Origin of the sequence: Streptomyces sp. NPDC052079 (genome assembly GCF_040680275.1) — a bacterium.
Taxonomy (GTDB): domain Bacteria; phylum Actinomycetota; class Actinomycetes; order Streptomycetales; family Streptomycetaceae; genus Streptomyces.
On the sequence record NZ_JBFAWL010000027.1, the window covers coordinates 24,743 to 51,413 of the forward strand.

At 71.1% G+C, this 26,671-nt stretch carries 23 protein-coding genes; 10 read left to right on the forward strand and 13 right to left on the reverse strand.

Annotated elements, in window-relative coordinates:
- The first annotated feature begins 45 nt into the window (after window positions 1–45).
- The 3 genes from AB0L56_RS27980 to AB0L56_RS27990 are packed head-to-tail and all read left to right on the forward strand — an operon-like array spanning window position 46 to window position 2,899.
- A complete protein-coding gene (locus AB0L56_RS27980) occupies window positions 46–1,185 on the forward strand; it encodes a 5-(carboxyamino)imidazole ribonucleotide synthase (protein WP_361027294.1) in 1,140 nt (379 codons plus the stop codon).
- A complete protein-coding gene (gene purE / locus AB0L56_RS27985; RefSeq protein ID WP_361027291.1) occupies window positions 1,182–1,706 on the forward strand; it encodes a 5-(carboxyamino)imidazole ribonucleotide mutase in 525 nt (174 codons plus the stop codon). The genes AB0L56_RS27980 and purE overlap by 4 nt, the downstream gene beginning before the upstream one ends.
- A gap of 14 nt (window positions 1,707–1,720) precedes the next feature.
- Window positions 1,721–2,899, forward strand: a complete 1,179-nt coding sequence (locus tag AB0L56_RS27990) for a dipeptidase (protein ID WP_365427940.1) — start codon at window positions 1,721–1,723, stop codon at window positions 2,897–2,899.
- 19 nt (window positions 2,900–2,918) lie between these two features.
- On the opposite strand, the gene AB0L56_RS27995 is transcribed toward AB0L56_RS27990, so the two are convergent.
- Window positions 2,919–3,311 (reverse strand): VOC family protein, encoded by a 393-nt coding sequence (locus tag AB0L56_RS27995; RefSeq protein WP_365427943.1) that lies wholly within the window; start codon window positions 3,309–3,311, stop codon window positions 2,919–2,921.
- Between the two features lie 28 nt (window positions 3,312–3,339).
- On the reverse strand, window positions 3,340–3,699 hold the full coding sequence (locus AB0L56_RS28000) for a VOC family protein (protein WP_361027282.1): 360 nt from the start codon (window positions 3,697–3,699) through the stop codon (window positions 3,340–3,342).
- Window positions 3,700–3,825: 126 nt separating this feature from the next.
- Here AB0L56_RS28000 and AB0L56_RS28005 point away from each other — a divergent pair, with 126 nt between their 5' ends.
- A complete protein-coding gene (locus AB0L56_RS28005) occupies window positions 3,826–4,332 on the forward strand; it encodes a CGNR zinc finger domain-containing protein (protein ID WP_365427946.1) in 507 nt (168 codons plus the stop codon).
- Window positions 4,333–4,669: 337 nt separating this feature from the next.
- Here the strand turns inward: AB0L56_RS28005 and AB0L56_RS28010 are convergent, their stop codons facing one another.
- The gene (locus tag AB0L56_RS28010; RefSeq protein ID WP_361027276.1) at window positions 4,670–6,013 is read right to left on the reverse strand and encodes a UDP-glucose/GDP-mannose dehydrogenase family protein; all 1,344 of its coding nucleotides are present in this window, start codon (window positions 6,011–6,013) and stop codon (window positions 4,670–4,672) included.
- Between the two features lie 181 nt (window positions 6,014–6,194).
- Between AB0L56_RS28010 and AB0L56_RS28015 the strand changes: the two genes are divergently transcribed.
- Window positions 6,195–7,352, forward strand: coding sequence for an acyl-CoA dehydrogenase (locus tag AB0L56_RS28015; protein WP_365427949.1), 1,158 nt, complete (start codon window positions 6,195–6,197; stop codon window positions 7,350–7,352).
- A gap of 43 nt (window positions 7,353–7,395) precedes the next feature.
- On the opposite strand, the gene AB0L56_RS28020 is transcribed toward AB0L56_RS28015, so the two are convergent.
- The gene (locus AB0L56_RS28020) at window positions 7,396–8,559 is read right to left on the reverse strand and encodes a phospholipase D-like domain-containing protein (protein WP_365427952.1); all 1,164 of its coding nucleotides are present in this window, start codon (window positions 8,557–8,559) and stop codon (window positions 7,396–7,398) included.
- Between the two features lie 238 nt (window positions 8,560–8,797).
- On the opposite strand from AB0L56_RS28020, the gene AB0L56_RS28025 reads away from it, so the two are divergent.
- Window positions 8,798–9,166 carry a four-helix bundle copper-binding protein gene (locus tag AB0L56_RS28025; RefSeq protein WP_365427955.1) on the forward strand — a complete coding sequence of 123 codons (369 nt, stop codon included), beginning with the start codon at window positions 8,798–8,800 and terminating at the stop codon, window positions 9,164–9,166.
- A gap of 59 nt (window positions 9,167–9,225) precedes the next feature.
- On the opposite strand, the gene AB0L56_RS28030 is transcribed toward AB0L56_RS28025, so the two are convergent.
- Complete coding sequence (locus AB0L56_RS28030; protein WP_365427958.1) at window positions 9,226–10,494, reverse strand: LCP family protein; 1,269 nt, start codon at window positions 10,492–10,494, stop codon at window positions 9,226–9,228.
- A 120-nt stretch (window positions 10,495–10,614) separates the two neighbouring features.
- Here AB0L56_RS28030 and AB0L56_RS28035 point away from each other — a divergent pair, with 120 nt between their 5' ends.
- Window positions 10,615–11,172 carry an acyl-CoA thioesterase gene (locus AB0L56_RS28035; protein ID WP_365427961.1) on the forward strand — a complete coding sequence of 186 codons (558 nt, stop codon included), beginning with the start codon at window positions 10,615–10,617 and terminating at the stop codon, window positions 11,170–11,172.
- A 214-nt stretch (window positions 11,173–11,386) separates the two neighbouring features.
- Here the strand turns inward: AB0L56_RS28035 and AB0L56_RS28040 are convergent, their stop codons facing one another.
- Complete coding sequence (locus AB0L56_RS28040; protein WP_365427964.1) at window positions 11,387–12,745, reverse strand: LCP family protein; 1,359 nt, start codon at window positions 12,743–12,745, stop codon at window positions 11,387–11,389.
- Window positions 12,746–12,988: 243 nt separating this feature from the next.
- On the opposite strand from AB0L56_RS28040, the gene AB0L56_RS28045 reads away from it, so the two are divergent.
- Window positions 12,989–14,026 carry a glycosyltransferase family 2 protein gene (locus AB0L56_RS28045; RefSeq protein WP_361027255.1) on the forward strand — a complete coding sequence of 346 codons (1,038 nt, stop codon included), beginning with the start codon at window positions 12,989–12,991 and terminating at the stop codon, window positions 14,024–14,026.
- Between the two features lie 52 nt (window positions 14,027–14,078).
- Here AB0L56_RS28045 and AB0L56_RS28050 read toward each other — a convergent pair whose 3' ends face one another.
- From AB0L56_RS28050 to AB0L56_RS28065, 4 genes are all read right to left on the reverse strand, one after another.
- Window positions 14,079–15,671: an LCP family protein gene (locus tag AB0L56_RS28050; RefSeq protein ID WP_365427969.1), complete on the reverse strand. Its 1,593-nt coding sequence runs from the start codon at window positions 15,669–15,671 to the stop codon at window positions 14,079–14,081.
- 210 nt (window positions 15,672–15,881) lie between these two features.
- On the reverse strand, window positions 15,882–17,636 hold the full coding sequence (locus AB0L56_RS28055; protein ID WP_361027249.1) for an LCP family protein: 1,755 nt from the start codon (window positions 17,634–17,636) through the stop codon (window positions 15,882–15,884).
- A gap of 241 nt (window positions 17,637–17,877) precedes the next feature.
- Window positions 17,878–19,083, reverse strand: coding sequence for an LCP family protein (locus AB0L56_RS28060; protein ID WP_365427972.1), 1,206 nt, complete (start codon window positions 19,081–19,083; stop codon window positions 17,878–17,880).
- 172 nt (window positions 19,084–19,255) lie between these two features.
- The gene (locus AB0L56_RS28065) at window positions 19,256–20,017 is read right to left on the reverse strand and encodes a TIGR03089 family protein (RefSeq protein WP_361027243.1); all 762 of its coding nucleotides are present in this window, start codon (window positions 20,015–20,017) and stop codon (window positions 19,256–19,258) included.
- A 129-nt stretch (window positions 20,018–20,146) separates the two neighbouring features.
- On the opposite strand from AB0L56_RS28065, the gene AB0L56_RS28070 reads away from it, so the two are divergent.
- Both AB0L56_RS28070 and AB0L56_RS28075 read left to right on the forward strand, forming a co-directional pair.
- Window positions 20,147–21,511, forward strand: coding sequence for a peptidoglycan recognition protein (locus tag AB0L56_RS28070; RefSeq protein ID WP_365427975.1), 1,365 nt, complete (start codon window positions 20,147–20,149; stop codon window positions 21,509–21,511).
- A 107-nt stretch (window positions 21,512–21,618) separates the two neighbouring features.
- A complete protein-coding gene (locus AB0L56_RS28075) occupies window positions 21,619–22,701 on the forward strand; it encodes an NDP-sugar synthase (protein ID WP_365427978.1) in 1,083 nt (360 codons plus the stop codon).
- Window positions 22,702–23,325: 624 nt separating this feature from the next.
- On the opposite strand, the gene AB0L56_RS28080 is transcribed toward AB0L56_RS28075, so the two are convergent.
- The 3 genes from AB0L56_RS28080 to cofD form a co-directional block, all read right to left on the reverse strand.
- Window positions 23,326–24,327 (reverse strand): DNA-3-methyladenine glycosylase 2 family protein, encoded by a 1,002-nt coding sequence (locus AB0L56_RS28080; protein ID WP_361027236.1) that lies wholly within the window; start codon window positions 24,325–24,327, stop codon window positions 23,326–23,328.
- Window positions 24,328–24,412: 85 nt separating this feature from the next.
- Window positions 24,413–25,714, reverse strand: a complete 1,302-nt coding sequence (locus AB0L56_RS28085) for a coenzyme F420-0:L-glutamate ligase (RefSeq protein ID WP_365427981.1) — start codon at window positions 25,712–25,714, stop codon at window positions 24,413–24,415.
- Window positions 25,711–26,670 (reverse strand): 2-phospho-L-lactate transferase, encoded by a 960-nt coding sequence (gene cofD / locus AB0L56_RS28090; RefSeq protein WP_361027230.1) that lies wholly within the window; start codon window positions 26,668–26,670, stop codon window positions 25,711–25,713. Before cofD ends, AB0L56_RS28085 begins: the two co-directional genes overlap by 4 nt.
- Between the last annotated feature and the right edge of the window lies 1 nt (window position 26,671).

Sequence of the window (26,671 nt, forward strand, 5' to 3'; positions counted from 1 at the left end):
GGGCCGGGAAATCGGCCACTCTGGCTCGACGGATACCCTGGGGGCGTGACGTTCCCGGTAGTCGGCATGGTCGGCGGTGGCCAGCTCGCTCGTATGACCCACGAGGCGGGCATCCCGCTCGGCATCAGGTTCAAGCTCCTCAGTGACACTCCGCAGGATTCCGCGGCGCAGGTCGTCGGCGACACCGTCGTCGGCGACTACCGCGATCTGGAGACGCTGCGCGCGTTCGCGCGCGGCTGCGACGTGATCACCTTCGACCACGAGCACGTGCCCACCGAGCACCTCAGGGCCCTGGAGGCGGACGGCATCCCCGTCCGTCCCGGCTCCGAGGCGCTTGTGCACGCCCAGGACAAGGGCGTGATGCGCGCGAAACTCGACGCGATCGGCGTGCCCTGCCCCCGGCACCGCATCGTCGACGGTCCCGCCGACGTGGCCGCGTTCGCCGCAGAGGGGGAGGGCTTTCCCGTCGTACTGAAAACGGTCCGCGGCGGCTACGACGGCAAGGGCGTGTGGGTCGTCGACTCCGCCGAGGAGGCCGCCGAGCCCTTCAAGGCCGGCGTGCCCGTCCTCGCCGAGGAGAAGGTCGACTTCGTGCGCGAGCTCGCCGCGAACGTCGTCCGCTCCCCGCACGGCCAGGCCGTCGCCTACCCCGTCGTCGAGTCCCAGCAGGTGAACGGCGTCTGCGACACGGTCGTCGCGCCCGCGCCCGGCCTCGACGAGGAGCTCGCGCTGAGGGCCGAGGAGATGGCGCTGAACATCGCCAAGGAACTCGGCGTCGTCGGCCACCTCGCGGTCGAGCTGTTCGAGACCCGCGACGGCCGCATCCTCGTCAACGAACTCGCGATGCGCCCGCACAACTCCGGCCACTGGTCCATGGACGGCGCGATCACCTCGCAGTTCGCCAACCATGTCCGCGCCGTCCTCGACCTGCCGCTGGGCGATCCGCGCCCGCGCGCGCGGTGGACGGTCATGGTGAACGTCCTCGGCGGCGACTACCCGGACATGTACTCCGCGTATCTGCACTGCATGGCCCGCGACCCCCAGCTGAAGATCCACATGTACGGCAAGGACGTGAAGCCCGGCCGCAAGGTGGGCCACGTCAACACCTACGGCGACGACCTGGACGACGTGCTGGAGCGCGCCCGTCACGCAGCCGGCTATCTGAGAGGCACGATCACCGAATGAGCCCTGTTGTCGGCATCGTCATGGGGTCGGACTCCGACTGGCCCGTCATGGAGGCCGCGGCCAAGGCCCTCGACGAGTTCGAGATCGACCACGAGGTCGACGTCGTCTCCGCGCACCGCATGCCCCGCGAGATGATCGCGTACGGCGAGCAGGCCGCGGACCGGGGCCTGAAGGTGATCATCGCGGGTGCGGGCGGTGCCGCCCATCTGCCCGGCATGCTCGCCTCGGTCACCCCGCTGCCCGTCATCGGGGTGCCCGTGCCGCTGAAGTACCTCGACGGCATGGACTCCCTGCTGTCCATCGTGCAGATGCCGGCCGGTGTCCCGGTCGCCACGGTCTCCGTCGCGGGCGCGCGTAACGCGGGCCTGCTCGCGGCGCGGATCCTCGCCTCCCACGACGAGGAACTCCTCGGCCGGATGCGGGACTTCCAGCAGGAACTGAACGACCAGGCCACCGAGAAGGGCAAGCGGCTGCGCGCCAAGGTCGAGGGGTCCGCCAACGGCTTCGGTTTCGGCAAGTGAGCGGGGTGGATGCCATGACGTCCCTTGACGACGCCCGTGCGCTGCTGGCCGAGTTCCCCGTCGTCGACGGGCACAACGACCTGCCCTGGGCGCTGCGCGAACAGGTCCGCTACGACCTCGGCGCCCGCGACATCGCCGGCGACCAGTCCGCCCATCTGCACACCGACATCCCCCGGCTGCGGGCGGGCGGGGTCGGGGCGCAGTTCTGGTCGGTATACGTCCGCGCGGACCTGCCCGACCCGGTGCCGGCGACACTGGAACAGATCGACTGCGTACGGCAGTTGCTGGCACGTCACTCCGAGGACCTGGCGCCCGCGCTGACCGCCGCGGACATGGAGGAGGCGCGCGGCCAGGGCCGTATCGCCTCCCTCATGGGCGCGGAGGGCGGCCACTCCATCGCCAACTCCCTGGGAACGCTCCGGGGGTTGTACGACCTCGGCGTGCGCTATCTGACCCTCACCCACAACTTCAACGTGGCATGGGCGGACTCGGCGACCGACGAGCCCGCCGTGGGCGGTCTGTCCGCCTTCGGCCGCGAGGTGGTCCGGGAGATGAACCGGCTGGGCATGCTGGTCGACCTCTCCCATGTCGCCGCGACGACCATGCGGGACGCGCTGGACACCACGTCGGCGCCGGTGATCTTCTCCCACTCCTCCGCCCGCGCGGTCTGCGACCACCCCCGCAACATCCCGGACGACGTACTGGAGCGGCTGCCCGCCAACGGCGGCGTCGCGATGGTGACGTTCGTGCCGAAGTTCGTGCTCCAGGCGGCCGTCGACTGGACGGCCGCGGCCGACGAGAACATGCGCGCGCACGGCTTCCATCACCTCGACACCACCGCCGAGGCGATGAAGGTCCACCGCGCCTTCGAGGAGATCCACCCGCGCCCCGTCGCCACGGTGTCCACGGTCGCCGACCACCTGGACCATATGCGCGAGGTCGCCGGCATCGACCACCTCGGCATCGGCGGCGACTACGACGGCACGGCCTTCACCCCGGACGGCCTGGGCGACGTCTCCGGATATCCGAACCTGATCGCCGAACTCCTCGACCGCGGCTGGTCGAAGACCGACCTGGCCAAGGTGACCTGGCAGAACGCGGTACGGGTCCTGGGCGCCGCGGAGGACGTGGCCCGCGACCTGCGCGCGACGCGCGCACCGTCCAACGCCACTCTGGACTCCCTGGACGGCTGAGCCCGGGGGGCCGCAGGCCTTACGGCTGTGAGATCCGGCACAGGCAGAAAGGATGCCCCGCGGGATCCGCGTACACGCGGAAGTCCTTGGTCTCGTAGTCCTCCCGGTCCAGCACCCGTGCCCCCAGCGCCAGCACCTTCTCCTCGGCCGCGTCGACCTCCTCCCAGGTGGCCCCGGCGTCGAAGTCGAGGTGGAACTGCTGGGAGTCGTGGTCGGCGCGCGGCCAGTCCGGCGGCGCGTACCCCGGCGCCCGCTGGAAGGCCAGCCGCGGCCCCGCGGGAATCTCGAGCACCACCCAGTCCGGGTCCTCCTCCACGGGCGTGCCACCGCCGACGGCCGCGTAGAAAACGGCCAGTTCACGCGGATCGGGGCAGTCGACGACGACGCTGCGCAGGCGGGCAACGGCGGCCATGAAATTCCTCCCGGTGTCAGCAGGCGTGTCAGCAGGCGCACAGGCAGAACGGGTGCCCGGCCGGATCCGCGTAAACCCGGAAGGTCCGCGAGCGGTCCTCCGTGTCCAGCGGCTTCGCGCCCAGCGCCAGCACCTCCTTCTCGGCGGCGTCCAGGTCCTCGACGGTCAGATCCAGGTGGAACTGCTGCGAGTGGTTGGCAGACGGCCACCGCGGCGGTACGTGTCCCGGCGCTGCCTGGAAGGCCAGCGTCGGGCCGCCGGGCACCTTCAGCTCCACCCAGTCGCCCTCGCCCTCCACCGTGCCGCCCACGATGCCGGCGTAGAAGGCGGCCAGCTCGCGGGGATCGGGACAGTCCAGTACGACGGCGCCTACCTTGGCTGCGGACATGACGTCCTCCTCGAGGTCTTGGGTGTTACCGGTACCTATGGTCAGCCGGTAACCGTTACCGCATGCTGCACCATAGGAGGTAACCCCGCAAGGGGAATGCGGAGAACCGAGAGGTACGGTCCAGGCATGAGTGAGAGATCCGCCCCGCCCGGTGGGCTCGCCGTGGTCCAGGCGCTGGTCAACACGCTGGACATCGAAACGGGCGGCGACGCGCTGGACACCGCGGAGGGGCGTGCGCGGTTCGGGCTGACCGAGGACGCCGTGGACTCTGCCCGCGAACTGCGTGAGTCCCTGCGCGCGACGCTTCTCGCTCATGCCGGACACCCTCCGCACCGCGCCGTCACCCCGCTGGGTGACCTGCTCGCGCGGGCGCCCCTGGTGGTTACGGTCGACGCGGCCGACGGCTCGGCCGCGCTCGCGCCGGTCGATGACGGGCCGCTGCTGTCCCGGATCGCCGCGGCCGTGGCCGAGGCCGTCATGGCTGGCACTTGGAACCGGCTTAAGGCCTGCGAGGCCGTCAGTTGCCACTGGGCGTACTACGACCGCAGCCCGGCCGGACGCGGCCGTTGGTGCTCCATGCAGGTGTGCGGGGCGCGGGCGAAGATGCGGCGCTATCGGGAGCGCTCCGGTTAGGGCGGGGCGGTGTTGGCCGTGGTCGACTGCGGCGCCGTCGTGGCTGGTCGCGCAGTTCCCCGCGCCCCTTAGGGGGTTGGGGTGCGGGTGTCGGGCGGGTGCGGCGCCGTTGTGGCTGGTCGCGCAGTTCCCCGCGCCCCTAAGGGCGTTGTGGCTGGTCGCGCAGTTCCCCGCGCCCCCTTGGGGCGCTGCAGGGTCGCTGCGGGCATCGCCGGCCTCGCTGGAAGGGCGCGTAGGCGCGCCTTGTGCGCGGGGGTTTGGCAGAATGCTGCCGGACGCCGGTTCGGCCGACTGAGCCTCGGCCGAACCGGTGTCACCCGTCGGGCCGGGCGCCGGCTCAGGCGCCGGGGCGTCCCATCGCGCGGAAGCGCCACCCGGCACGCCGCCAGGCCTCGGCGTCGAGCGCGTTCCGGCCGTCCAGGATCAGCTTCTCGGCCGCCAGCTCACCCAGCTCCGCCGGGTCCAGCTCGCGGAACTCCCGCCACTCCGTCAGATGCAGGACGGCGTCCGCGCCCCGCACCGCGGCCGGCGCCGAGTCGGCGTACCCCAGGGTCGGGAAGATGCTGCGGGCGTTGTCCATGCCCTTCGGGTCGTACACCGTCACCTGACCGCCCTGCAGATGGATCTGCCCGGCCACGTTCAACGCCGGCGAGTCCCGGACGTCGTCCGAGTCCGGCTTGAAGGTCGCGCCCAGCACCGCCACCCGCTTGCCCAGGAACGGGCCGCCGCCCAGCGCCTGCCGGGTCAGCTCCACCATCCGGCCGCGCTGGCGCATGTTGATGGAGTCGATCTCCCGCAGGAACGTCAGCGCCTGGTCCGCGCCCAGTTCACCGGCGCGGGCCATGAACGCCCGGATGTCCTTCGGCAGACAGCCGCCGCCGAAACCGATCCCGGCCCGCAGGAACTTCTTGCCGATCCGGTCGTCGTAGCCGATGGCCTCCGCCAGCCTGGCGACATCACCGCCCGTCGCCTCGCAGAGTTCGGCCATGGCGTTGATGAAGGAGATCTTGGTGGCGAGGAAGGAGTTCGCGGAGGTCTTCACCAGCTCCGCCGTCGGGAAGTCCGTCACCACGAACGGCGACCCCTCCTCGACCGGAGTGGCGTACACCTCGCGCAGCAGCTTCTCCGCGCGCTCGCTGCGCACGCCCACCACGATCCGGTCCGGGTGCAGCGTGTCCTCGACGGCGAAGCCCTCGCGCAGGAACTCCGGGTTCCACGCCAGCTCCGCGTCCTCGCCGGCCGGGGCGTGCTCCGCCAGGTAGGCGGCCAGCCGGTCGGCCGAACCCACCGGCACGGTCGACTTGCCGACGACCAGCGCGGGACCCTTCAGATGCGGCGCGAGCGAGGCGATCGCGGAGTCGACGTACGACATGTCGCAGGCGTATTCGCCGTGCCGCTGCGGGGTGTTGACGCAGACGAAGTGGATGTCGCCGAACTCGCCCACCTCGGCCCAGTCCATGGTGAACCGCAGCCGGCCGCTCGATCCCTCGATCCCGGCGACGTGCCGGCGCAACAGCTCGTCGAGCCCCGGCTCGTACATCGGGACCTCACCGCGCCGCAGCTTGTCGATCTTCTCCGGTACGACGTCGAGGCCCAGCACCTCGAACCCCAGCTCCGCCATGGCCGCCGCGTGGGTCGCACCGAGGTAACCGGTGCCGATCACGGTGATCTTCAGGGCCATGGGTGCTCCAGGGGTCAACGGCATGCAGTGCGCGCCCGAGCATAACCGGGAGGCGGGGAACCAAGCCTTCCGGCTGTCGTCAAGCTCACCTACCCATGACCGGGGACGAAGGCCTAAAATCGGAGTTACTTAACGGTAGTTAGCGTGACCAGCATCGCAGCGTTTTGGAGCGTGAGAGACCTTGGCCGGATCGGCTGACTTCGACCTGTACCGCCCGTCCGAGGAGCACGACATGCTCCGCGACGCCGTCCGCTCACTGGCCGAGGCGAAGATCGCGCCGTACGCCGCCGTGGTGGACGAGGAGGCCCGCTTCCCCCGGGAGGCGCTCGACGCGCTCGTCGCCAATGACCTGCACGCCGTCCATGTACCCGAGGAGTTCGGCGGTGCAGGCGCGGACGCCCTCGCGACGGTCATCGTGATCGAGGAGGTGGCCCGCGTCTGCGCGTCCTCCTCCCTCATACCCGCCGTGAACAAGCTGGGCTCGCTGCCGGTCATCCTGTCCGGCTCCGAGGAGCTGAAGAAGAAGTACATGACCCCGCTCGCCAAGGGCGAGGCGATGTTCTCGTACTGCCTCTCCGAGCCGGACGCCGGCTCGGACGCTGCCGGCATGAAGACCAAGGCGGTCCGTGACGGCGACCACTACGTCCTCAACGGAGTGAAGCGCTGGATCACCAACGCCGGTGAGTCCGAGTACTACACGGTGATGGCCGTCACCGACCCCACCAAGCGCTCCAAGGGCATCTCCGCCTTCGTCGTCGAGAAGTCCGACGAGGGCGTCTCCTTCGGCGCCCCCGAGAAGAAGCTCGGCATCAAGGGCTCGCCCACGCGTGAGGTGTACCTGGACAACGTCCGCATCCCCGCCGACCGCATGATCGGCGAGGAGGGCACCGGCTTCGCCACCGCGATGAAGACGCTGGACCACACCCGTATCACCATCGCCGCCCAAGCCCTCGGCATCGCCCAGGGCGCCCTCGACTACGCCAAGGGCTATGTCAAGGAGCGCAAGCAGTTCGGCAAGCCGATCGCCGACTTCCAGGGCATCCAGTTCATGCTCGCCGACATGGCCATGAAGATCGAGGCCGCCCGCCAGCTCACCTACGCCGCCGCGGCCAAGTCCGAGCGGGGCGACAGCGACCTCACCTTCCAGGGCGCCGCCGCCAAGTGCTTCGCCTCCGACGTCGCCATGGAGGTCACCACGGACGCCGTTCAGCTCCTCGGCGGTTACGGCTACACCCGCGACTACCCGGTCGAGCGCATGATGCGCGACGCGAAGATCACGCAGATTTACGAAGGCACGAACCAGGTCCAGCGGATCGTCATGGCCCGCAACCTGCCGTAGCCCTTCCCACCCTCCCGGGCCGGGCGCCCGGCCCGGGAGCCGGTCACAGGAAACGCCGGATCGGGGTGACCGCCGCCTCGGCGAGGCGCTCGGTCAGCGGGCGCCGCTTCCAGCGGGCCGGGTCGACCGGCTCACTCTGCTTGCGGTCGGCGTCGAAGTCGGCGTCGAGCTCGGCGGTGAAGTCCTCGTCGAGGACCGTCAGCATGACCTCCTCGTCGTGCTCCAGCGAACGGCGGTTGAAGTTCGTCGACCCGATGAGGGAGCAGACGCCGTCCACCGTGATGATCTTCGTGTGGAGCATGGTCGGCTGGTACTCCCGCACCTCCACCCCCGCGTCGACCAGCGTCCGGTAGTGCTGCCGCCCGGCCAGCAGACAGACCCGCTGGTCGGTGTGCGGCCCCGGCAGCAGGATCTCCACCCGCACCCCCCGGCGGGCCGCGTCGGCCAGCAGACCGACGAAGTAGGCGTCGGGCGCGAAGTAGGCCGTGGCCAGCCGGAAGCGCTCCCGCGCCGAGGTGATCACCACGCGCAGCAGTGTCTGCATGTCCTGCCAGCCGAAGCTCGCGGAGCCCCGCACCACCTGGACCGTGGCGTTCCCGGGCTGTTCCTGCCCGGTGAACCGGTCGTGCTCGTCGTACAGTTCGTCGTGGCACTCGGCCCAGTTCTGGGCGAAGGCCGCCGCGATGCCGTCCACGGCGGGCCCCCTGACCTGGACGTGGGTGTCGCGCCACTCGTCCGGGTTGCGGGCGTCACCGCACCACTCCTGGGCGATGCCGACGCCCCCGGTGAAGGCGGTGTGCTCGTCGGTGACCAGCACCTTGCGATGGCAGCGGTGGTTCTGGCGCATCGGCGACAGCCGCGTGGGCTTGCGGAACCAGGCCACCTGGACACCGGCCTCCGCCATGGCCCGGAGGAGTTCCGGCTCTATCTCCTTGGCTCCGAAGCCGTCCAGCAGCAGCCGTACGCGCACCCCCGCCCGGGCCCGGTCGGCCAGGGCGCCGGCGAACTCCCGCGCGATGTCGCCCCGCCAGTACACGAAGGTCATCATGTCAACGGTGTGCCGCGCGGCGCGGACGGCCGCCAGCATCGCGGGGAAGATCTGGTCGCCGTTGCGCAGCGGCACGAGCTCGTTGCCCTCGGTCGCGGCGATGCCTATGAGCCGCTCCAGCCGTCTGCGCAGCCTCTGTCTCTCCGCCTCTGGTGTCATCGTGCCCTCCCTGTCCCGCTCGTCGAGCCCTCGTCGCGTCCTCGGTCGCGACTCGGACGCTGCCCCCTTGTGCCGTTGCCCGCTCTGCGCCCGGACATCCCGTTTCCGGGTTCCGGTGGGTTCCGGCACACGCCGGACCGGGCGGTCCGGTCCGTCGTGTGGTGCTCATGGGGCGAGGGGCGTAGGACGGAGAGGCGAGGGTCGAGCGCCGGTCCTCGATGCCCCCCTGGGAGGAACCATGACCCAGCAGCAGCCCACCACCATGGAACCGATGAGCCGGCAGATGCAGGACTGCGTCCAGGCGTGCCTGGCCTGCCACACCGTGTGCGAGGAGACCATGAGCTCCTGTCTGCACATGGGCGGCGAGGCCAAGATGCCGATCATGCGCGCGCTGATGGACTCCGCGGAGATCACCCGCATCTGTGCGGACATGATGATGCGCCGCTCGCCGCTGGCGAACGAGATGTGCATGATGTGCGCCCAGGCCTGCGACATCAGCGCCGAGGCGTGTATGTCCATGCCGGAGGACGACCGGATGATGGCCTGTGCCGACTCCTGTCGCCGCTGCTCCGAGATGTGCCGGGCGATGGCGGACACCAGGATGTGACACCCCCGGAAAACAGGTCGGGGGCACCCCGTGGGGTGCCCCCGACCCGCGTCCGGACGTCAGTCGCCCTTGACGGTGACCTCCTCGTCGTTGTTGAGCTGGTTCACCAGCTGCTTCACCTTCGCCTTGTCCCAGACCAGGTTGCCGCCGCTGGACCCCGAGATCGGCATGTTCATGGACGTACCGTCGCCGCCGCTGACGCCCTTCATCGACCAGAACATGTCGGCCAGGTCGAACAGGCCCATCTCCTTGTCGACGATCAGGGAGTCCAGGCCGGCGCCCATGGTCGGGTAGAGCCTGAAGGGGTTGAGGACCGTGCTCGGCGTGGCCACCTGGTTGGCCAGGGCCGAGAGGAACTTCTGCTGGTTCTTCGTACGGTCCAGGTCGGAGCCCGCCAGCGCGTACCGGGTGCGGACGAAGGCGAGGGCCTGCTCGCCGTTCAGGGTCTGCTTGCCCTTCTTGAGGTCGGCGCCGGACTTGGTGTCCTTGATGTCCTGCGGGATGTCCATCTCCACCCCGCCGGCCGCGTCCACGATGTTCGCGAAGCCGGCGAAGCCGATCTCGACGTAGTGGTCGATGTGCAGGCCCGTGTTGAACTCCACCGTGCGGACCAGCAGCTCGGGTCCGTCCTCTGCGTAGGCGGCGTTGAGCTTCACCTGCCGTCCGGTCCCGGGGTAGGTCTTGCCCGAATCGGAGCCCACGAACGAGGGGATCTCGACGTTGGAGTCGCGGGGCAGCGATATGAGGGTCGGCCCGTTGCTACCGGTGTGCAGGATCATCATCGAGTCCGTGCGCTTGCCGTCCGCGGACCCGGTGTGCAGGTTCTTCTTGTCCTCGTCGGACAGGCCCTCACGGCTGTCGGAGCCGACGATGAGGTAGTTGGTGCCCTCGCCCTTCTCCGGCCGCTCGATCACCTTCGACAGGTCGACCTCGCGGTTGAGCTTGCTGTCCGCCCAGAAGTACGTGGCGACGCTCGTCACCACGAGCACGGTCACCAGGGTGAGCGCCGTCCGCTTGATGCGGCGGCCCCAGTTGGGCGCCGGGCGCTGCGCGGCGTAGCCGCCGTCACCGCCCCGCCCGCCGGGGCCACCGCCGTAGACCTGGCCGGTGTTGTAGCCGCTGTCGTAGCCGTCGGGGCCATGACCCCGCCCGTCCACGTACGACGGCTGCTGCGGGACACCGCCGTACACGCCCTGCCCGGGAGGGGCCGCCGGGCCGCGGCGGACCTGCCGCATGGCGCGGGCGCTCTCGGGGTGTGCGCTCGCGCTCCCGCGTCCGTAGCGGCCGCCGCGGTTTTCGTCGGACCATGCCTCGGGCCAATCAGTCATGGGAGACAGTGTGCAGGTCCCGGCTGTGTGCCACACAAGGGGCGTGGGAAAATCAGGGCAGCGCTGTTGCGAAGCTGACACAAATCAGGACGGACGACGCCTCGGCATAAGGTGGAGTCCATGACAGACCAGGCCCCAGCCGCAGCTACGGAGAGCCCGGACATACCGGGCAAGCCCATCGCGGCGTCCCGTACGACCCTCAGCCACATCATGACCCACAACGACACCAACCTTCTGGGCACGGTGCACGGCGGGGTGATCATGAAGTTGGTCGACGATGCGGCGGGCGCCGTCGCCGGACGGCACTCCGGAGGGCCGGCCGTCACCGCCTCCATGGACGAGATGGCCTTTCTCGAGCCGGTCCGCGTCGGTGACCTGGTGCATGTGAAGGCCCAGGTCAACTGGACCGGCCGGACCTCGATGGAGGTCGGCGTGCGCGTGCTGGCGGAGCGCTGGAACGAGTCGGCCCCGGCCACCCACGTCGGCTCGGCGTATCTGGTGTTCGCGGCCGTCGACGCCGACGGCAAGCCGCGCCGGGTGCCGCAGGTGATACCGGACACGGAGCAGGACAAGCGCCGCTACCAGGAGGCCCAGATCCGCCGCACCCATCGGCTGGCCCGCCGCCGGGCGATCATGGAGCTGCGGCAGAGGCGCGCCGCGGAGGGATTCGAGGACTAGGGCCTGTCCGGCGGATCGAGTCGGGGGATAAGGGGCGGTGCCGTGCAACCCAGGTGAGCGGGGTCTGGTGCGTCCGGCTGCAAGGCGGAGGAGGGGGTCGACGCGATGGGGGAGTCGGCGACCGACGACAACGCCGCAGATGGGCGTGCGTAGGACCCGCGTCCCCGGCATCATGCGCGGACAGGCCCAAGGTGCGCTGTCGCGGGGCCGCGGTTCAGGAGCAGTTCACCTCGTCGCCCCGGACCACCCCGAACTCACCATGACCCGGGTCCTCGGCCCGCACCTTGCGCACCTTGACGAAGTCGGCGCCCGCGATCACCTTCAGCGTGGCGCCCTGACCCTTCACCGCGCGCAACTCGCTGCCGGGAAGGGCCGCGGCGAGGGACTTGGCGGAGCGGTCCCAGCGGGGGTCGTAGGCGACGACCGTGCGCTTCACGTTCTGCTCGGCCGCGTTGGCCGGGACGCGGGTGGTGTTGAAGCCGGTCGCCGCCAGCGCCGCGTCCACGCGCCGGCCGAGGCCCGCGGTGCGGGTGCCGTTCTCCACCTGGACGCGGATCTGCCGGGGGTCCACCGGCACCCGCTGTGCCGCGGGGGAGCGGTGCGCGGAGAGCGGCTGGTCCCGGCGGAGCGCGTCGAAGATGTGCTCGGACTTCTCCGCGTCCCATTTCAGCGTCGATCCGACGCCCTTCACCGCGTATCCCATCCTCTCGATGGGCACCGTCGTGAACTCGGAGGAGGACGGAGAGAAGTTCCGCATCGCCCGGCCGAGGTCCAGCAGTTCGCCGGTGCCGAAGCCCTTGTCCGCGCGGACCGAGCCGAGCACCGCCCGGGTCACGTCCCGAAACCTCATCGGGTTCAGCAGGATCCCGGAGGAGGTCGCACGGTCCACCAGGGCCGCCAAGAAACGCTGCTGGCGCCTCATCCGGCTGAGGTCGGAGGCCCCGTCGAGATGCCGGGCCCGGACGTACTGCAAGGCCTCGCCGCCCTTGAGGGTGTGGCGGCCGGCCGCCAGGTCCAGGCCCGTGTGGCTGTCCTTGAGCCGCCGGTCCGTGCAGATCTCCACGCCGCCGACCACGTCGACGGTCTTCATGAAGCTGGTGAAGTCGACCTCCAGATAGTGGTCGATCTTCACCCGGGTCATCTTCTCGACGGTGCGCACGGTCAGCTGCGGCCCGCCCTCCGCGTACGCCGCGTTCAGCTTGACGGGGTGTGACGCATGCCGCTCGCCGCTCACCCGGTCGGTGTGCGGGGGCGTCACGGCGTAGGAGTCACGGGGCAGGCTGACCACGCTGGCGCGGTCCCGGTTTTCCGAGATATGCACGATCATCATGGTGTCGGTGCAGTGGCAGGGCGCCCCGCCGAGCCGGTACTTCTCCCGCTCCTCGTCGCCGATCCGCTCGCGGCCGTCGGTGCCGACGAGCAGGATGTTCATGCCGTGCCCGGCCTCGGGACGGTTCTTCATGTCGCGGAACGGGTCGACCCGGGTGATGTCCTCGTCGAGACCGCTCAGCACCGCGTGCCCGATCCCCGCGGAGGCGAGCACCACGACCGACAGCGTGGTGACCGTGCGCATGACCCAGCGCGGCTTGCGGCGCGGGGGCGCCGGAGGCCGCGGCCCCGGGCGGGACTGCCGCGGGGGGTGCTGGGGCGAGGTGCGGGGCCGGGGGGACCGCTGCGGCGTGGGCAAGGGGAGCACCTCCGAAGGACGGCCGTGCGCGGGATCGTGAGCACCGTAGGCCGATACGATCTGCGGCCCGGCGCACAGCACCCCGGCGCGCGCAACCGTGTCCCCCGTTCGCGGTAACGTGAGCCTCCTATGAACGCCAATCCCGACGTGCGGCACCCCGCCGTTTCCGTGATCATGCCCGTCCTCAACGAGGAGCGGCATCTGCGTGGCGCCGTCCGCGCGATCCTCGCCCAGGAGTACGCCGGCGAGATGGAGGTCGTGATCGCCCTCGGTCCGTCCACGGACCGCACGGACGAGATCGCCGCCGAGCTCGTGGCCGAGGACCCGCGGGTGCACACCGTGCCCAATCCCACCGGCCGCACCCCGGCCGCCCTCAACGCGGCGATCAAGGCCTCGCGCCATCCGATCGTGGTCCGCGTCGACGGGCACGGGATGCTCTCCCCGAACTACATCGCCACCGCCGTGCGCCTCCTCGAGGAGACCGGCGCGCAGAACGTCGGCGGCATCATGCACGCCGAGGGCGAGAACGACTGGGAGCACGCCGTCGCCGCCGCGATGACGTCGAAGATAGGTGTGGGCAACGCCGCCTTCCACACCGGTGGCACGGCGGGTGCCGCCGAGACCGTGTACCTCGGCGTGTTCCGGCGCGAAGCGCTGGAGCAGCAGGGCGGCTACAACGTGGAGTTCATCCGCGCCCAGGACTGGGAACTGAACTTCCGCATCCGCGAGGCCGGCGGGCTGATCTGGTTCTCGCCGGACCTGAAGGTGTCGTACCGGCCCCGGCCGAGCGTGCGCGCCCTGGCCAAGCAGTACAAGGACTACGGCCGTTGGCGGCACGTCGTGGCCCGCTACCACTCCGGCTCCATCAACCTGCGCTACCTCGCCCCGCCGACCGCGGTGTGCGCGATCCTGGCCGGCATCGTGGTGGGCGCGGTGCTCACCCCGTGGGGCTTCGTGGTGCCCGGCGGCTATCTCGCGGCGATCGTGGCGGGGTCCATACCGGCCGGCAAGGGGCTGCCGGTGAAGGCGCGGCTGCAGATCCCGGTGGCGCTCGCCACCATGCACATGTCGTGGGGCTGGGGCTTCCTGACCAGCCCCCGCTCGCTGGCGAAGAAGGTCATCGCCTCCCGTCGCCCCGCCGTGCGGGCGGACACGCCGGCCGCCTGACACCGCATCGTCCGCGGGGCCCCTTTCCATCCGGGAAGGGGCCCTTGCGCGTTCACCAGGTGAAGGCGGGGTTGACGTGCATGCACGCCTTGTCGTCGGCCCCGTTGAGCGCGTTCGCCGACTCGGGCGTGGTGTTGTCCTCCTCGGGCGCCTTGTACGCCGTGCCCTCGCGCCAGTCGGCGCCCACCACGACGGTGACACCCGACACGTCGGTGGACCGTGTCACCTGGCTCGCCGGGATGTCGAGGGCGTCGGCGACGCGCCGGGCGTCGCCCTCCAGATCGGCGCTCGGGTAGCGCACCACCGTCCGCTCCTCGGCGAGCGCGCTGGTGGTGTCGGCGGTCGTGGCGGTGAAGCCCAGCTCCCTGAGCGCCCCGGCGACCGTGCCGGTCCGTCCCGGGGCGGCCGCAAGGGTGTCGGTACGGGTGCCGTTGCGCACCTGGACGGCGATCTCGGCGTCGTCGGCGGCCGGGTCGGAGGGCGCCTTGTCCTTCGTGCCCTCCTTGTCCTTCGCCTTGTCCGGGTCGGCGTCCTTGCCGTCGAGGGCGATGTCCTCGCGCACGAGACGGAACAGTTTCTCCGCGTCCTCGGTCGGCTCCACGCGCGCGCCCACATACCGGTTGGGCATCGTCGTCATGGTGATGCGCTCCGGCTTCACCTTGCGCAGCTCGGTGCTCAGGTCGTAGAGCTTCTTCACGGTGTCGAGACCGGGGTCGACGGTGAGCGCCCCGGTGGCCTTCTCGGCGAGCCTGCGCAGCTTGTTGGGGTTGCTGAGGGTGGCGTTCTCGCGCAGCTGGCGGACCAGTGAGTTCATGTACATGTGCTGGGCGCGGGCCCGGGCGAGGTCGCTGCCGTCCTCGAAGCCGTACCGCGTGCGCAGCCACTGCAGGGCCTGCTCGCCCTTGACGGGGTGGGTGCCCTTCTCGAGCTTCAGCCCGGAGCCGTGCCCCTGGCTGTCGCGCGAGTGGATGTTGGCGTCGACGCACACCGGGACGCCGCCGACCGCGTCCGCCATGGACACCACGCCCGCGAAGTCGACCATGACGAAGTGGTTGATGTGAATGCCGGTGAGCTCCTGCCAGGTGGCCACGGTGCAGCCCGGACCGCCGTGTCCGAGGCTCTGGTTGGTCATCGTGCGCCCGTAGCTCGCCGGATAGACCTTGCCGTCGTCCGGGTCGGTGCACTTGGGAATCGCGACCAGGGTGTCGCGCGGCATGCTGATCACGGACATGTTGGTCCGGTCGGCCGACAGATGCACCAGCATCTGCACATCGGCGAGCGGGGTGGAGCCGAACGTCTCCCGGGCACCGCCGAGTTGCTGGTTCTCCTCGGTATCCCGTGCGTCGCTGCCGATGAGCAGGATGTTCAGCGGGGTCTGCCCGGCCGCGTTCGGCGTCGGCTCGGCGACCTTGTTGTCGCCCAGATTCAGGACGTCCTTCTTGATGTTGCCGTTCAGCTGCCGGTAGTAGAGGTAACCCGCCCCGGCAGCGCCGACGATGAGCAGGACGAGGACCGCGGCCGACCACTTGAGCACCCGGCGTATGCGCCGCGGGCGGGGGTCGCTGTCACCGGCGGGCGGGCCGTCGTCCGGGCCCTCCTCGTGCTCCTCGTCACGGAGCGTCTCCCGCGTGGCGTTCTGCGTCACTGCCCCCGTCCTCCCCAGCCCTGGAAACCGTCACCCCGGCCGTGTCGGGCCGTCCTGCCTCCTGTTAGACGCACGAGGGGCGCGTCAGTTGCCCCGCGCCCCGAAGCGAGTTCAACAAATTCCGGCGGGCGGGGACGGCTGTCCCGCCCCGCATGGGGCACGGGCCCGCCCGCGCCCCGGAGGGCGCGTGGCAGGCCCGTCAGGTCACCCCTACTTGGCGCACTCGACCTTGTCGGCCGTGGACTTCTTGATGTCGTCGGGCGCCTTGTCCGGCGGCGTGAGCGACACACCGGCGCCCTTGAAGTCCTTGCCGAGGGTCAGCGTCATCGCGGGCACGCCCTGGGCGTTGGTAACGCTCTCGCCGGGCTTCATCGCCGACCCGGACAGTCCCAGGATCTCGGCCAGGCGGCGTGCCTGGGCGGCCTGGTCGGGGGCGTACTCGAGCGTCGTCTTCCCCAGCTCCGCGGGCGCGTTGCCCGCGTTCTCCGACTTGGTGACGCCCTGCTGGACCTGGAGCCAGCTCAGGGTCTCCTGCGCGCTGCCCGCGGGTGCGCCGCCGTTGAGGATCCGTACCCGGACCTCGGAGGCGGGTGCCTTCTCGCCCTTCAGCCGGGCGGCGACGGCGGCCTTCTCCTTCTTCTTCTGCTGCTTGACCTCGGTGAACGACACATCGTTCCGGATCAGGGAGAAGACCTCGGGAGCCTTGCCCTCGTCGAGGACGACGGTCGCCTTCACCTGCTCCGTCGGGTTGTCGATCACCGGGATGGTGGTGAAGGTGAGGTTCTTCACGTTGAGCTTGCCCAGCTCCAGGCCGAGTTCCTTGAGCTTGTTGATGCTGTCCAGGGTGGAGTCGACAGTGAGCGCCTCGGTGCCCGCCTCGGCGAGTTTGATCATCTTCGACGGGCTGGTGAGGGTGTCGTTGGACTTCAGCTTGCGCATCAGCGCGCTCAGGAACTGCTGCTGGAGCTCGATGCGGCTCAGGTCGCCGCCCAGGCCCACCGAGTGCCGGGTGCGCACATACGCCAGTGCCTGCTCGCCCTCGATGGTGTGCGTGCCCTTGGGCAGCTTGAGGTGCGAGTCCGGGTCGTCGATGTCCTTCGCCAGACACACCTCGACACCGCCGACCGCCGAGGTCAGCGTCTTGACCGCGTTGAAGTCCGCCACCATGAAGTTGTCCGGCGTGATCCCGGTCAGCTCGGTCACGGTCCGCATCGTGCAGCTGGGCGTACGGCCGCCCTGGCCGAGGCTGGTGTTGAAACGGACGCCGGTGGAGCCCGGGATCACCTTCTGGCTGCCGTCCTCCTGCTGCGTCGGACAGTCGGGGATGTCGACTATCAGGTCACGCGGGATGCTCAGCGCGGTCGCGTTGGAGCGGTCCTTGGAGACGTGCAGCAGGATCGTGGTGTCGGCGTGCCCGGCGCTGCCCTTGTCGCCGTAGCCCTCGTTGCCCGAACCGGTGCGCTTGTCGGTGCCGATCAGCAGGATGTTGATCGCTTCGTCCTTCTTGAAGCCACCGGTGCCCGCGCCGTCGTCGGAGACGGTCGTGATGTTGTCGTTCAGGTGCTCCAGATACAGATAGCCGCCCACGCCGACGGCCAGCACCAGGAACGCCATGGTGCCGCTGGTCCACAGCAGGACCTTCTTGGCCTTCGTGTTCTTCTTCGCAGGCCGGCGTCCGCGCCGGCCCGGCGGCTCCTCCGGCACGCCACGGCGCCTGCGCTGCTGCGGCACCTCCCGGCCGGGCGTCTCCCGTTCGGCCGCCGCACGGCCGGGACGCTCGGGCGAACGGCCCGGCGCCGGCGAACGCCGTGCGCCCCCCGGGGGGCGCGGGCCGCGCGGGCTGGGAATGGGCGACTGCGGTGCGGAAGAGCCCAGTCGCAGTTCGTATTCGCCCGTGTGGGGATTGAGCACCCACTGATCTGCGGGATCGATGTTCTCTCCCCGCCCACGGCTTTGCGCGTCCACGGTCGCTCGAATCCTCCGTCGGGGCCACGCGGCGCCTTTCCCCTCCCAGGCGCTCGGGTCTCTGTCACACCGTGCGTTTCTCAGGACGGGCCTGAGGGAACTGACGCACCGGAGCGCTCACACTAACGGTCCTGATCGGCTCAGGGCGACGCCGGTGACGAATTCCACGTGCTCACAAGGGGGCATTCCACCCATTTCCATGGACAAGGATGCGCGGGCGTCAAGTTGATTGGTGCAGCCTTTACGTACAGGAGTCCTCGGCGGCGGTGTTCCCCGGGAAGGTCGGGACGGGAGAACTGCCGGCGGACGGCTTCCCGGATTCCCTTTCCGTGGCCTTTCCGTCACGTTGCGTATCGATGGCCACGGGTGCGTCCGTGCGCAGCCGCTCGAACAGTTCTTCCGCCGCGGGCAGTGCGAGTTGGTCACGATTGACGTCCTCCGTGTACGACTCCCGCGGGACGGTCAGGAATTGCACATCCTGCGTGGGGATCTCACGCAGGACGCGCACGAGTTCGTACAAACCACGCAAGCTGGCCAGTTCCGGATCGGTGGTGAGCGACGAGGTGGCCGCGTCCAGAACGGGATACAGCTTCACCGGATTCAGCAGAACGTCATTGCCGCGCACCTTGCTGACGAGCGCGCCGAGGAACCGCTGCTGGCGTTCCATCCGGCCGGTGTCGCTGCCGTCGCCGAGCGTCTTGCGGGCACGGACATAACCGAGTGCCTGCTCCCCGCTCAGCGTCACCCGGCCCGCCGGGAGTTTCAGTTCCGCGTCCTTGTCGTCGATCGGCTCGCGCAGGCACACCTCGACGCCGTCCACCGCGTCGACCATGTCCTTGAAACCGTCGAAGTCCACGACGACGTGATGGTCGACACGGATGTTTGTGAGTTTCTCCACCGTGCGTACGGTGCAGGCGGAGCCGCCCACCTCGAAGGCGGAGTTGAACGTGGTGAACATCGGTGCGGAACGCGATCCGTCCGGGCGGCGGCAGTCGGGCACGTCCACCATCAGGTCCCTGGGCATGGACACCGCGGTGGCACCGCGCCGGCCCGCCGACAGATGCAGCAGGATCACGGTGTCCGAACGCTCGGTCCCCGGATCCCGCCCGTAGCGTCGGTTCTCCGCCCCGGCGCGCGAGTCCGAGCCGATCAGCAGGATGTTCCGGGCGTCCTCGACGAGTGCGGTGGGCCGGTCCTTCTCGAACCGGGCGAGTTCGGCCGCCGCCGCCTCGTCCGGGGTGATGTTCCCCTCCAGCCTCATGTACACCGCCCACGCGGCGCCGGCCGCGGCCACGAGTACGACGGCCACCGTCAGCCCCGTGCCGTGCGCCCAGCGCCGCCGTCGGCGGCGGGCCCGGCCCCGCCCGCTCGGTGAGGACCCCGTCCCCGGGCGCGGGGCGCGCCCGGACCCCGGCTGTCCGGAGGGCGCGCCTGCGGTGTCGCTCATGGCCGGGTCCACCCCTCACTGCGCACGGGACCAGGACGGCGTACGGGTGTGGTGTGTGCCGCTGACTACGACGATGACCCCGGAGCGGTGGGCGTGGGGGGTGGTGTTGCGCCGAACGGGGGACGGTCGCCCTGGGGCGGGTGGGGCGCGGCTGGGGCGGGTCAGCCGGCGGTCATCTGGTGATGACCGTCACCCGCTCGCTCTCCACCCGCTTGTCCAGGGCCTCCGCCCCGAGACGGTCGAGATTCCGGCACAGGACCACCGAGCCGCCTGTTGCCAGCGGTCCGTACAGGCCGGAGTTCAGACCCTCCCAGGTGTCGAACGGCAGCCCCGACAGGATCCGTGAGCCCGGACCGATCAGCCCGAGCTCCGGCGCCTCCGCCCGGGCCCGCTCCACCACCTCCGCCCCGGTGAACTCCCGCCCCGCCACGATCAGCGCCGGCTCCTCCGGGTCGACCGGCGCATACGGCACGAACCGGTCGCCCTGGCCCGGCACCTCCACGGCGTAGTCGGCGAAGCCTTCCGGCGGCTGCGGGAAGCGTCCGCCGAGCGGCCTGAGCGCCAGCGCGATCCGCGGTCCCGAACAGCCCCGCGCGGCCTCCAGCGACTCCGGCTCCGGACCGCTCACCGCCACATCGGCGGCCGCCGGATCCCCGGCCATGTCGGCGACCACGCCCACCGACGCGCACGCCAGCAGCCACACCGCCGTCTGCCAGTGCGCGGGCAGCAGCAGGGCCACCCGGTCGCCGGGTTCGACGGACAGTTCGTCCTGGAGGAGGTTGGCGGTCTTGGCCACCCAATTGGCGACGGTGGCCACGGACAATTCGACACGTTCGCCCGTGGCGTCGTCGTAGAAGGTCACCAGGGGGCGTCCCGGGTCCGCGGCCAGCGCGGAACTCAGCAGGTCGGCAGGGGTGCGGTCGGTGGCGTTCACCCGGGCAAGCGTACGCGGGACGGTCCCGGGACACCGTCCTCGCACGACACCGGTTCGGGGGAACGGTGTCCGACAGACCGTCAAATGCCCGATGGACAGATTTGTCTGACTATGTCCAAGATCAGGGGCATGCGTGGAATTCTTGCTTCCTCAATCGGTGTCACCTGCGCCGCCGCCCTCGCCCTCCCGCTCGCTCCGCCCGCCACCGCGGCGGCCGCGAGACCGGCGCCCACGGCGGAAGCGGCCACGCGCGCAGCGATGACGGCCCCGCCCGACGTGCCCGGCAGCACCCAGTCGCTGCCCCTGCGGCCCCTCACCCGTGACCGTGCCTCCGGCGCCACCGTCCTCGGCCTCGGCCCCCAGGCCGTACGGCACTTCTCCCTCCTCGGCGTCGTCTGGGACGACCCCGACGCCGAACTCGCCGGCCGCGTCCAGGTCCGTACCCGCTCGGTCGCCACCTGGGACTGGTCCGACTGGCAGGACCTCGAGACCCACTACACCGACCACGGGGCCGACCCGGGGACTTCGGAAGCCGCCTCGGGACAGGTGCGGGGGGCCACGGCGCCGCTGTGGGTCGGCGAGTCGGACGGGGTGGAGCTCAGGGTGCGGCCGGAAGCCCGAAAATCGGGGGCCGGTGCGGTCCCGGAGCTGCCGTCCGGGCTGCGGCTCGAGCTGATCGACCCGGGGGACGGCGCCGCGGACTCGCGCGAGGCCGTCGACGGCCGTAGGGGCCCTGCGACCGCCACCGCGTCCGCCGCCTCCGCGGCCAACGCCCGGCTCGCCGCACCGGGCGCCGCGGAGATCCCTGCGCTGAACGGCGAGCAGACCCGTAGGGAGTTCCTCGCCCTGCGCGGGGTTGAGCTGACCTCGGAGCAGCGGGCGAAGCCGTACATCGGGCCGCGCCCCAGCATCGTCACCCGGCGAGGGTGGGGCGCCGACGAGGGCCTGCGGGAAGGCGGGTTCGTGTACACGAGCAAGGTCAAGGCGGCCTTCGTGCACCACACCGCCTCCGGCAACAAGTACTCGTGCTCACAGGCGCCTTCGCTCATCCGCGGCTTCTACCGATACCACGTCAGGAGCCTGGGCTGGCGGGACATCGGCTACAACTTCCTCATCGACAAGTGCGGGCGGATCTACGAGGGCCGGGCCGGGGGAGTGGCCAAGCCGGTCAAGGGCGCCCACACCCGCGGGTTCAACAGCAAGACGACGGGGATCGCGGTGATCGGCTCCTACGGCTCCAAGAAGCCGTCGTCCTCCGCGGTGAAGGCCGTCGCCCGGCTCACCGCGTGGAAACTCGGGCTGCACGGCAAGAATCCGCGCGCCAAGACATATCTGACGTCCGGGGGTGGCAATCTCTACCGAAAAGGCAAGAAGGTACGACTGAACGTGATCTCCGGTCACCGGGACGGGTTCAACACCTCGTGCCCAGGGGGGAAGCTGTACAAGAAGCTCGGCACCGTGCGTTCCACGGCGGCCCGTTACCAGGGGCGCTGAGGCGGGCCGCGCTTCTTCCTGCCGGAGAACGGGCTGCGGAACGGTCTGCATACACTGGCCGGCCGAAAGACAGTTCGGCCGGTCCCGGCAGGAAGCGAAGACGACAGGTGACAGAAGCGATCCTCCTGGTCGGCGGCAAGGGCACGCGACTGCGCCCGCTCACGGTGCACACGCCCAAGCCCATGGTCCCGGCGGCCGGGGTGCCTTTCCTCACACACCAGCTCGCGAGAGCCAGAGCGGCGGGCGTCGAGCACATCGTCCTGGCGACGTCCTATCTGGCCGAGGTCTTCGAGCCGTACTTCGGTGACGGCTCGGCGCTGGGGCTGCACATCGAGTACGTGACGGAGGAGGAGCCGCTCGGTACGGGCGGTGCCATCCGCAACGTCGCGTCCCGGCTGCACTCGGGGCCGGACGAACCCGTGCTCATCTTCAACGGGGACATCCTCACGGGGCTGGACGTCCGGGCACTGGTGCGGACGCACGAGACGACGGGGGCGGACGTCTCGCTGCACCTGACGAAGGTGACCGATCCGCGGGCGTACGGGCTGGTCCCTACGGATGACACGGGGAAGGTGCTCGCCTTCCTGGAGAAGCCGCAGACGCCGGAGGAGATCGTCACCGACCAGATCAACGCGGGAGCGTACGTCTTCCGGCGGTCGGTGATCGACACGATCCCGGCGGGGCGGGTGGTGTCGGTGGAGCGGGAGACGTTCCCGGGGCTGCTGGCGGCGGGCGCGCATCTGCAGGGGATGGTCGACTCGACATACTGGCTGGACCTGGGGACGCCGGCGGCGTTCGTACGGGGCTCGGCGGACCTGGTGCTCGGGCGCGCACCGTCGCCCGCGGTGCCCGGCCGCTGCGGTGACCGGCTGGTGCTGCCGACGGCGACCGTGGCGCCCGACGCGAAGCTCGCGGGCGGGACGGTGGTGGGCGAGGGCGCGTTCGTGGCGGAGGGTGCGCGCGTGTTCGGGAGCACGATCCTGCCGGGGGCGGTCATCGAACCGGGCGCGGTCGTCACCGACTCGCTGATCGGGACACGGGCCAGGGTGGGTGAACGGTCGGTCCTGACCGGCACGGTGATAGGCGACGGCGCGGTCATAGGCGCCCACAACGAACTCCGCGAGGGCATCCGCGTCTGGTGCGACGCCCACATCCCGGCCCGCGCCGTCCGCTTCTCCTCGGACCAGTAGCGGCTGCGGTTGCCTGCGGCGCAACTGCGGGTGCAGCGCCTACGGATGGTCGGTGGTGCGGGGGCGGGCCGGGGGTGTCCGTCCTCGGACTGGCGCGACTACGCTTGTTTGTGGGTGCGGGGCGCGGACGCGCCACCACTGCGGGCGAACACTCCCACCCCACCCCCTCCCCGCCGCAGGCGACACACCCGCTCCAGGCAGCCGTGCCACCCCTCCCGCGAGCATCTGCACCCCCGCTCCCCGCTCCCGCCCTCCACAGGCAGCCGTACCCCCGCTCCCCGCTCCCGCGATCCGCGAGCAGTCGCACCGCCGCTGCCCGCTCCCGCGATCCGCGAGCAGCCGTGCCGCCGCTGCCCGCTCCCGCCCTCCGCGGGCAGTCTTTGCCGCCGCTCCCGCGCCTCGCGCCGCTCCCGCGCCTCGCCGTCTCCACGGCCCGCTGCCGCGATCCGCGGGCAGTCGTGCCGCTGGGGCGGCACGGGTGGGCGCGACGGCACCCCGCTGGCGCCGGGCTGCGCAACCCACCCCCCGGCCCACACCGACGCACGGCACCCGGTCAGCACCGCCGCCGACGCAGTCACCCGGTGCCGACGCAGTCACCCTGAGTCACCGCCGGCCCAGGCAGACTCACAACCGCCCGATATCCCCGTACGGCATCCGCGGCGCCCGCCTCCCCGGCACACACCCACTCAGCAAAATCAACCGCGCAGCCCGATGCCGCTGCCCCGCATACGGCTCCAGCAGCGACAGCATCACCGCATCATCCGCATGCCGATCCCCCGCCAGCGCCCACCCCACAATCCCCGGCAGATGCAGATCCCCCACGGTCACCGCATCCACCGCCCCATGACTGCGCTGCACCGTCTCCGCAGACGTCCACGGCCCGATTCCCGACACCAGCTCCAACCGCGCCTGCGCCGCCTCCGGAGACATCCCCACCGCCTCCTCCAGCCGCGCAGCGACCCGCACGGCACGCAGCACCGTCGAAGCACGCTTGTTGTCGACCCCGGCCCGGTGCCACTCCCATGACGGGATCAGCGCCCACGTACGAGGCGCCGGCATCACCGACATCCGCTCCGGCGCCGGCCCGGGCGCCGGCTCCCCGAACTTCCGCACCAGCAGCCGCCACGCCCGGTACGCCTCACCGGCCGTGACCTTCTGCTCCAGAATCGACGGGATCAGCGACTCCAGCACCAGCCCGGTCCGCGTCAGCCGCAGCCCCGGCCGCCGGTGCCTGGTCACCGCCAGCAACTTGTGCCGGGGCACGAACGCGGACGGATCGTCGGCCGACCCGAGCATCTCCGGCAGCTTGTCCAGGAACCATTCCGCCCCCGGCCCCCACGCCTCGCCCCGGATCTCCCCGGCCCGCTGCGTCACCCGCAGCGTCCCCGGACCCGCCGGCGTCAGGCTCACCCGCCACACGGAGCCGTCCGGGAGCGCCCGGAACGTCGGATCGCCGGGCCCGCGCCGCAGCGGCCCGAGCACCAGGCCGAGGTCCAGCGGACCGTCCGGCACCCACGTCCGTACGCGTGCCGGGGCCGGTGCCTGGCGGGGGACCCCCGCGGGCACGGCGACATGACCGCCGCGCACGGTCGTGCGTGTCGGGCGGGGAGCGAAACGTCCTGCCACGAGAATCCCAGGGGTGGAGGTGAACCGGAGGGCCGTCCGAGAGCGGAGGGCCCCTAAGAGGGTAGGCGCCCCTCGCAAACCCGGCTCACCGCACTGCGATGAAGGCCTCCGCCTCACGATCGGGCCGCGGGCGGGGATCCTCCGCCGGGTGGCCCACCGCCACCGCGCCCATCGGGTCCCAGTGCGCGGGCAGATCCAGGACGTCACGGACCACGTCGCGGCAGAACATCGTCGACGACACCCAGGCGGAACCCAGACGCTCCCCGGCCAGCGCCACCAGGAGGTTCTGGACGCCGGCGCCCATGGCGACCACGAACATCTCCCGCTCCGCCCCGTCCCGCCGCGCGTCCCCGTACGTGTGCGAGCCGTCCATGACCAGGCACGGCACGACCAGATAGGGCGCGTTGCGCAGGACGTCGCCGCGGCGGACGCGCTTGGCGATGGACTCCTCCGTCTTGCCGTCACGGCGCAGGTCCGCGATCCAGGCGTCGCGCATCGCGTCCAGCAGCCGGATGCGGGACTCGGGGGACTCCAGCAGCACGAACCGCCACGGAGTGGTGTGGTGCGGGGCCGGGGCCGTCACCGCCGCCGCCACCGCGCGGCGCACCGCGCCCGGGTCGACCGGCTCGTCCGTGAAGGCCCGCACCGTACGGCGCTGGGTCACCGCCTGCCGTACGGCCTCCGACGTGCCCAGGCGGAACATGTCGTCACGCGCGCCGCGCACCATCGCCCGCGCGCCCTCGCCGTCCTCGGGCGCCACCGTGTGCGGCAGTCCGCGGACGACGGCCACCGGCAGGCCGGACGCCTTGCCCTTGACCAGGTCGCCCGCCGCGGCCAGTTCGTCGGCGGTGGCGACGACCGTGGCGCCCAGCGGATTGCCGTGCGCGTCGGTGCCGCCGCGCAGGTCGTCCAGCACCCGTATGCCCGCGGCGCCGATCGCGACGTCCGTCAGCCCCGCACGCCAGGGGCGGCCGAAGGTGTCGGTGACGATCACGCCGACCTCGACGCCGAGCGCGTCGCGCAGGCCCTCGCGGATCGCCCGCGCGGAGGCGTCCGGGTCCTCCGGCAGCAGCAGCACCGTGCCGGCCGGGGTGTTGGACGCGTCGACGCCGGCCGCGGCCATCACCAGGCCCTGCCGGTTCTCCACGATGCGCAGGGGGCCCCGCCGGGCCACCACGCGTACGGTCTCCGCGTCGATCGCGGCCTCCCGGTCGGCCGCCTCGACGATCCGGCCCTCCGCCTTGGAGACGATCTTCGAGGTGATGAGCAGCACGTCGCCGTCGGACAGGTCCGGCTCGGCGGTCGCGATCAGCTTGGCCAGGTCGTCGCCCGGGCGGATCTCGGGCAGGCCCGGCACGGCCCAGACCCGGTAGCCCGTACCGCTCATACGGCCCGCACCTCCTCGGCCAGCGCCAGAGCGTCCCGCGCCATCCGCGCGGCCGCGTCGACGTCGGTCATCATCAGCGGCACGGCCCGGCAGCGGATCCCGGCCGCCTCGACCCGCTCCACACAGCCCGCGTCGACGGTGTCGACCAGCCAGCCGTCCAGCAGGCCCGACCCGTAATGCTCGGCGACCGCCGGGGCCGTGGACTCCACGCCGACGGCCTCGAGCACCTTGTCGGCCATCCCCCGCACGGGCGCGTCCCCGACGATCGGCGACAGACCGATCACCGGCACGCCCGCGTCGGCGATCGCCTCCCGGATGCCGGGCACCGCGAGGATGGTGCCCACGGAGACCACGGGGTTGGACGGCGGGAAGAGGATCACATCGGCCCCGGCGACCGCCTCCAGGACACCGGGGGCCGGCTTGGCCTGCTCCGCGCCGACCGGCACGACCGCCTGGGCCGGCACCGAGGCCCGCAGCCGCACCCAGTACTCCTGGAAGTGGACCGCCTTGCGCTCGCCCTCCACCTCGACGGCCACATGGGTCTCCACGCGGTCGTCGGTCATCGGGATCAGCCGCACGCCGGGCTTCCAGCGGTCACAGAGCGCCTCGGTCACCGCGCTGAGCGGATATCCGGCGCCGAGCATCTGTGTCCGCACGATGTGGGTGGCGAAGTCCCGGTCGCCGAGGCCGAACCACTCCGGGCCGACGCCGTAGGCCGTGAGCTCCTCCTTGACGCGGAAGGACTCGTCGGTCCGCCCCCATCCCTGCTCCTCGTTGATACCGCCGCCGAGCGTGTACATCACCGTGTCGAGGTCCGGGCAGACCTTCAGCCCGAAGAGGTGGATGTCGTCCCCGGTGTTGCCGATGACCGTGATGTCCGCGTCCGGCACGGCCCGCTTCAGACCGCGCAGGAAACGGGCACCGCCGATGCCGCCTGCCAGAACCACAATGCGCATG

What these genes read in the sequence shown, in the direction of transcription:
- purE (WP_361027291.1), top strand. Translation starts at nt 1,182, where the DNA reads ATGAGCCCTGTTGTCGGCATCGTCATGGGGTCGGACTCCGACTGGCCC.
- AB0L56_RS27990 (WP_365427940.1), top strand. Translation starts at nt 1,721, where the DNA reads ATGACGTCCCTTGACGACGCCCGTGCGCTGCTGGCCGAGTTCCCCGTC.
- AB0L56_RS27995 (WP_365427943.1), bottom strand. Translation starts at nt 3,311, where the DNA reads ATGGCCGCCGTTGCCCGCCTGCGCAGCGTCGTCGTCGACTGCCCCGAT.
- AB0L56_RS28000 (WP_361027282.1), bottom strand. Translation starts at nt 3,699, where the DNA reads ATGTCCGCAGCCAAGGTAGGCGCCGTCGTACTGGACTGTCCCGATCCC.
- AB0L56_RS28005 (WP_365427946.1), top strand. Translation starts at nt 3,826, where the DNA reads ATGAGTGAGAGATCCGCCCCGCCCGGTGGGCTCGCCGTGGTCCAGGCG.
- AB0L56_RS28010 (WP_361027276.1), bottom strand. Translation starts at nt 6,013, where the DNA reads ATGGCCCTGAAGATCACCGTGATCGGCACCGGTTACCTCGGTGCGACC.
- AB0L56_RS28020 (WP_365427952.1), bottom strand. Translation starts at nt 8,559, where the DNA reads ATGACACCAGAGGCGGAGAGACAGAGGCTGCGCAGACGGCTGGAGCGG.
- AB0L56_RS28025 (WP_365427955.1), top strand. Translation starts at nt 8,798, where the DNA reads ATGACCCAGCAGCAGCCCACCACCATGGAACCGATGAGCCGGCAGATG.
- AB0L56_RS28030 (WP_365427958.1), bottom strand. Translation starts at nt 10,494, where the DNA reads ATGACTGATTGGCCCGAGGCATGGTCCGACGAAAACCGCGGCGGCCGC.
- AB0L56_RS28035 (WP_365427961.1), top strand. Translation starts at nt 10,615, where the DNA reads ATGACAGACCAGGCCCCAGCCGCAGCTACGGAGAGCCCGGACATACCG.
- AB0L56_RS28040 (WP_365427964.1), bottom strand. Translation starts at nt 12,745, where the DNA reads ATGCGCACGGTCACCACGCTGTCGGTCGTGGTGCTCGCCTCCGCGGGG.
- AB0L56_RS28045 (WP_361027255.1), top strand. Translation starts at nt 12,989, where the DNA reads ATGAACGCCAATCCCGACGTGCGGCACCCCGCCGTTTCCGTGATCATG.
- AB0L56_RS28060 (WP_365427972.1), bottom strand. Translation starts at nt 19,083, where the DNA reads ATGAGCGACACCGCAGGCGCGCCCTCCGGACAGCCGGGGTCCGGGCGC.
- AB0L56_RS28070 (WP_365427975.1), top strand. Translation starts at nt 20,147, where the DNA reads ATGCGTGGAATTCTTGCTTCCTCAATCGGTGTCACCTGCGCCGCCGCC.
- AB0L56_RS28085 (WP_365427981.1), bottom strand. Translation starts at nt 25,714, where the DNA reads ATGAGCGGTACGGGCTACCGGGTCTGGGCCGTGCCGGGCCTGCCCGAG.
- cofD (WP_361027230.1), bottom strand. Translation starts at nt 26,670, where the DNA reads ATGCGCATTGTGGTTCTGGCAGGCGGCATCGGCGGTGCCCGTTTCCTG.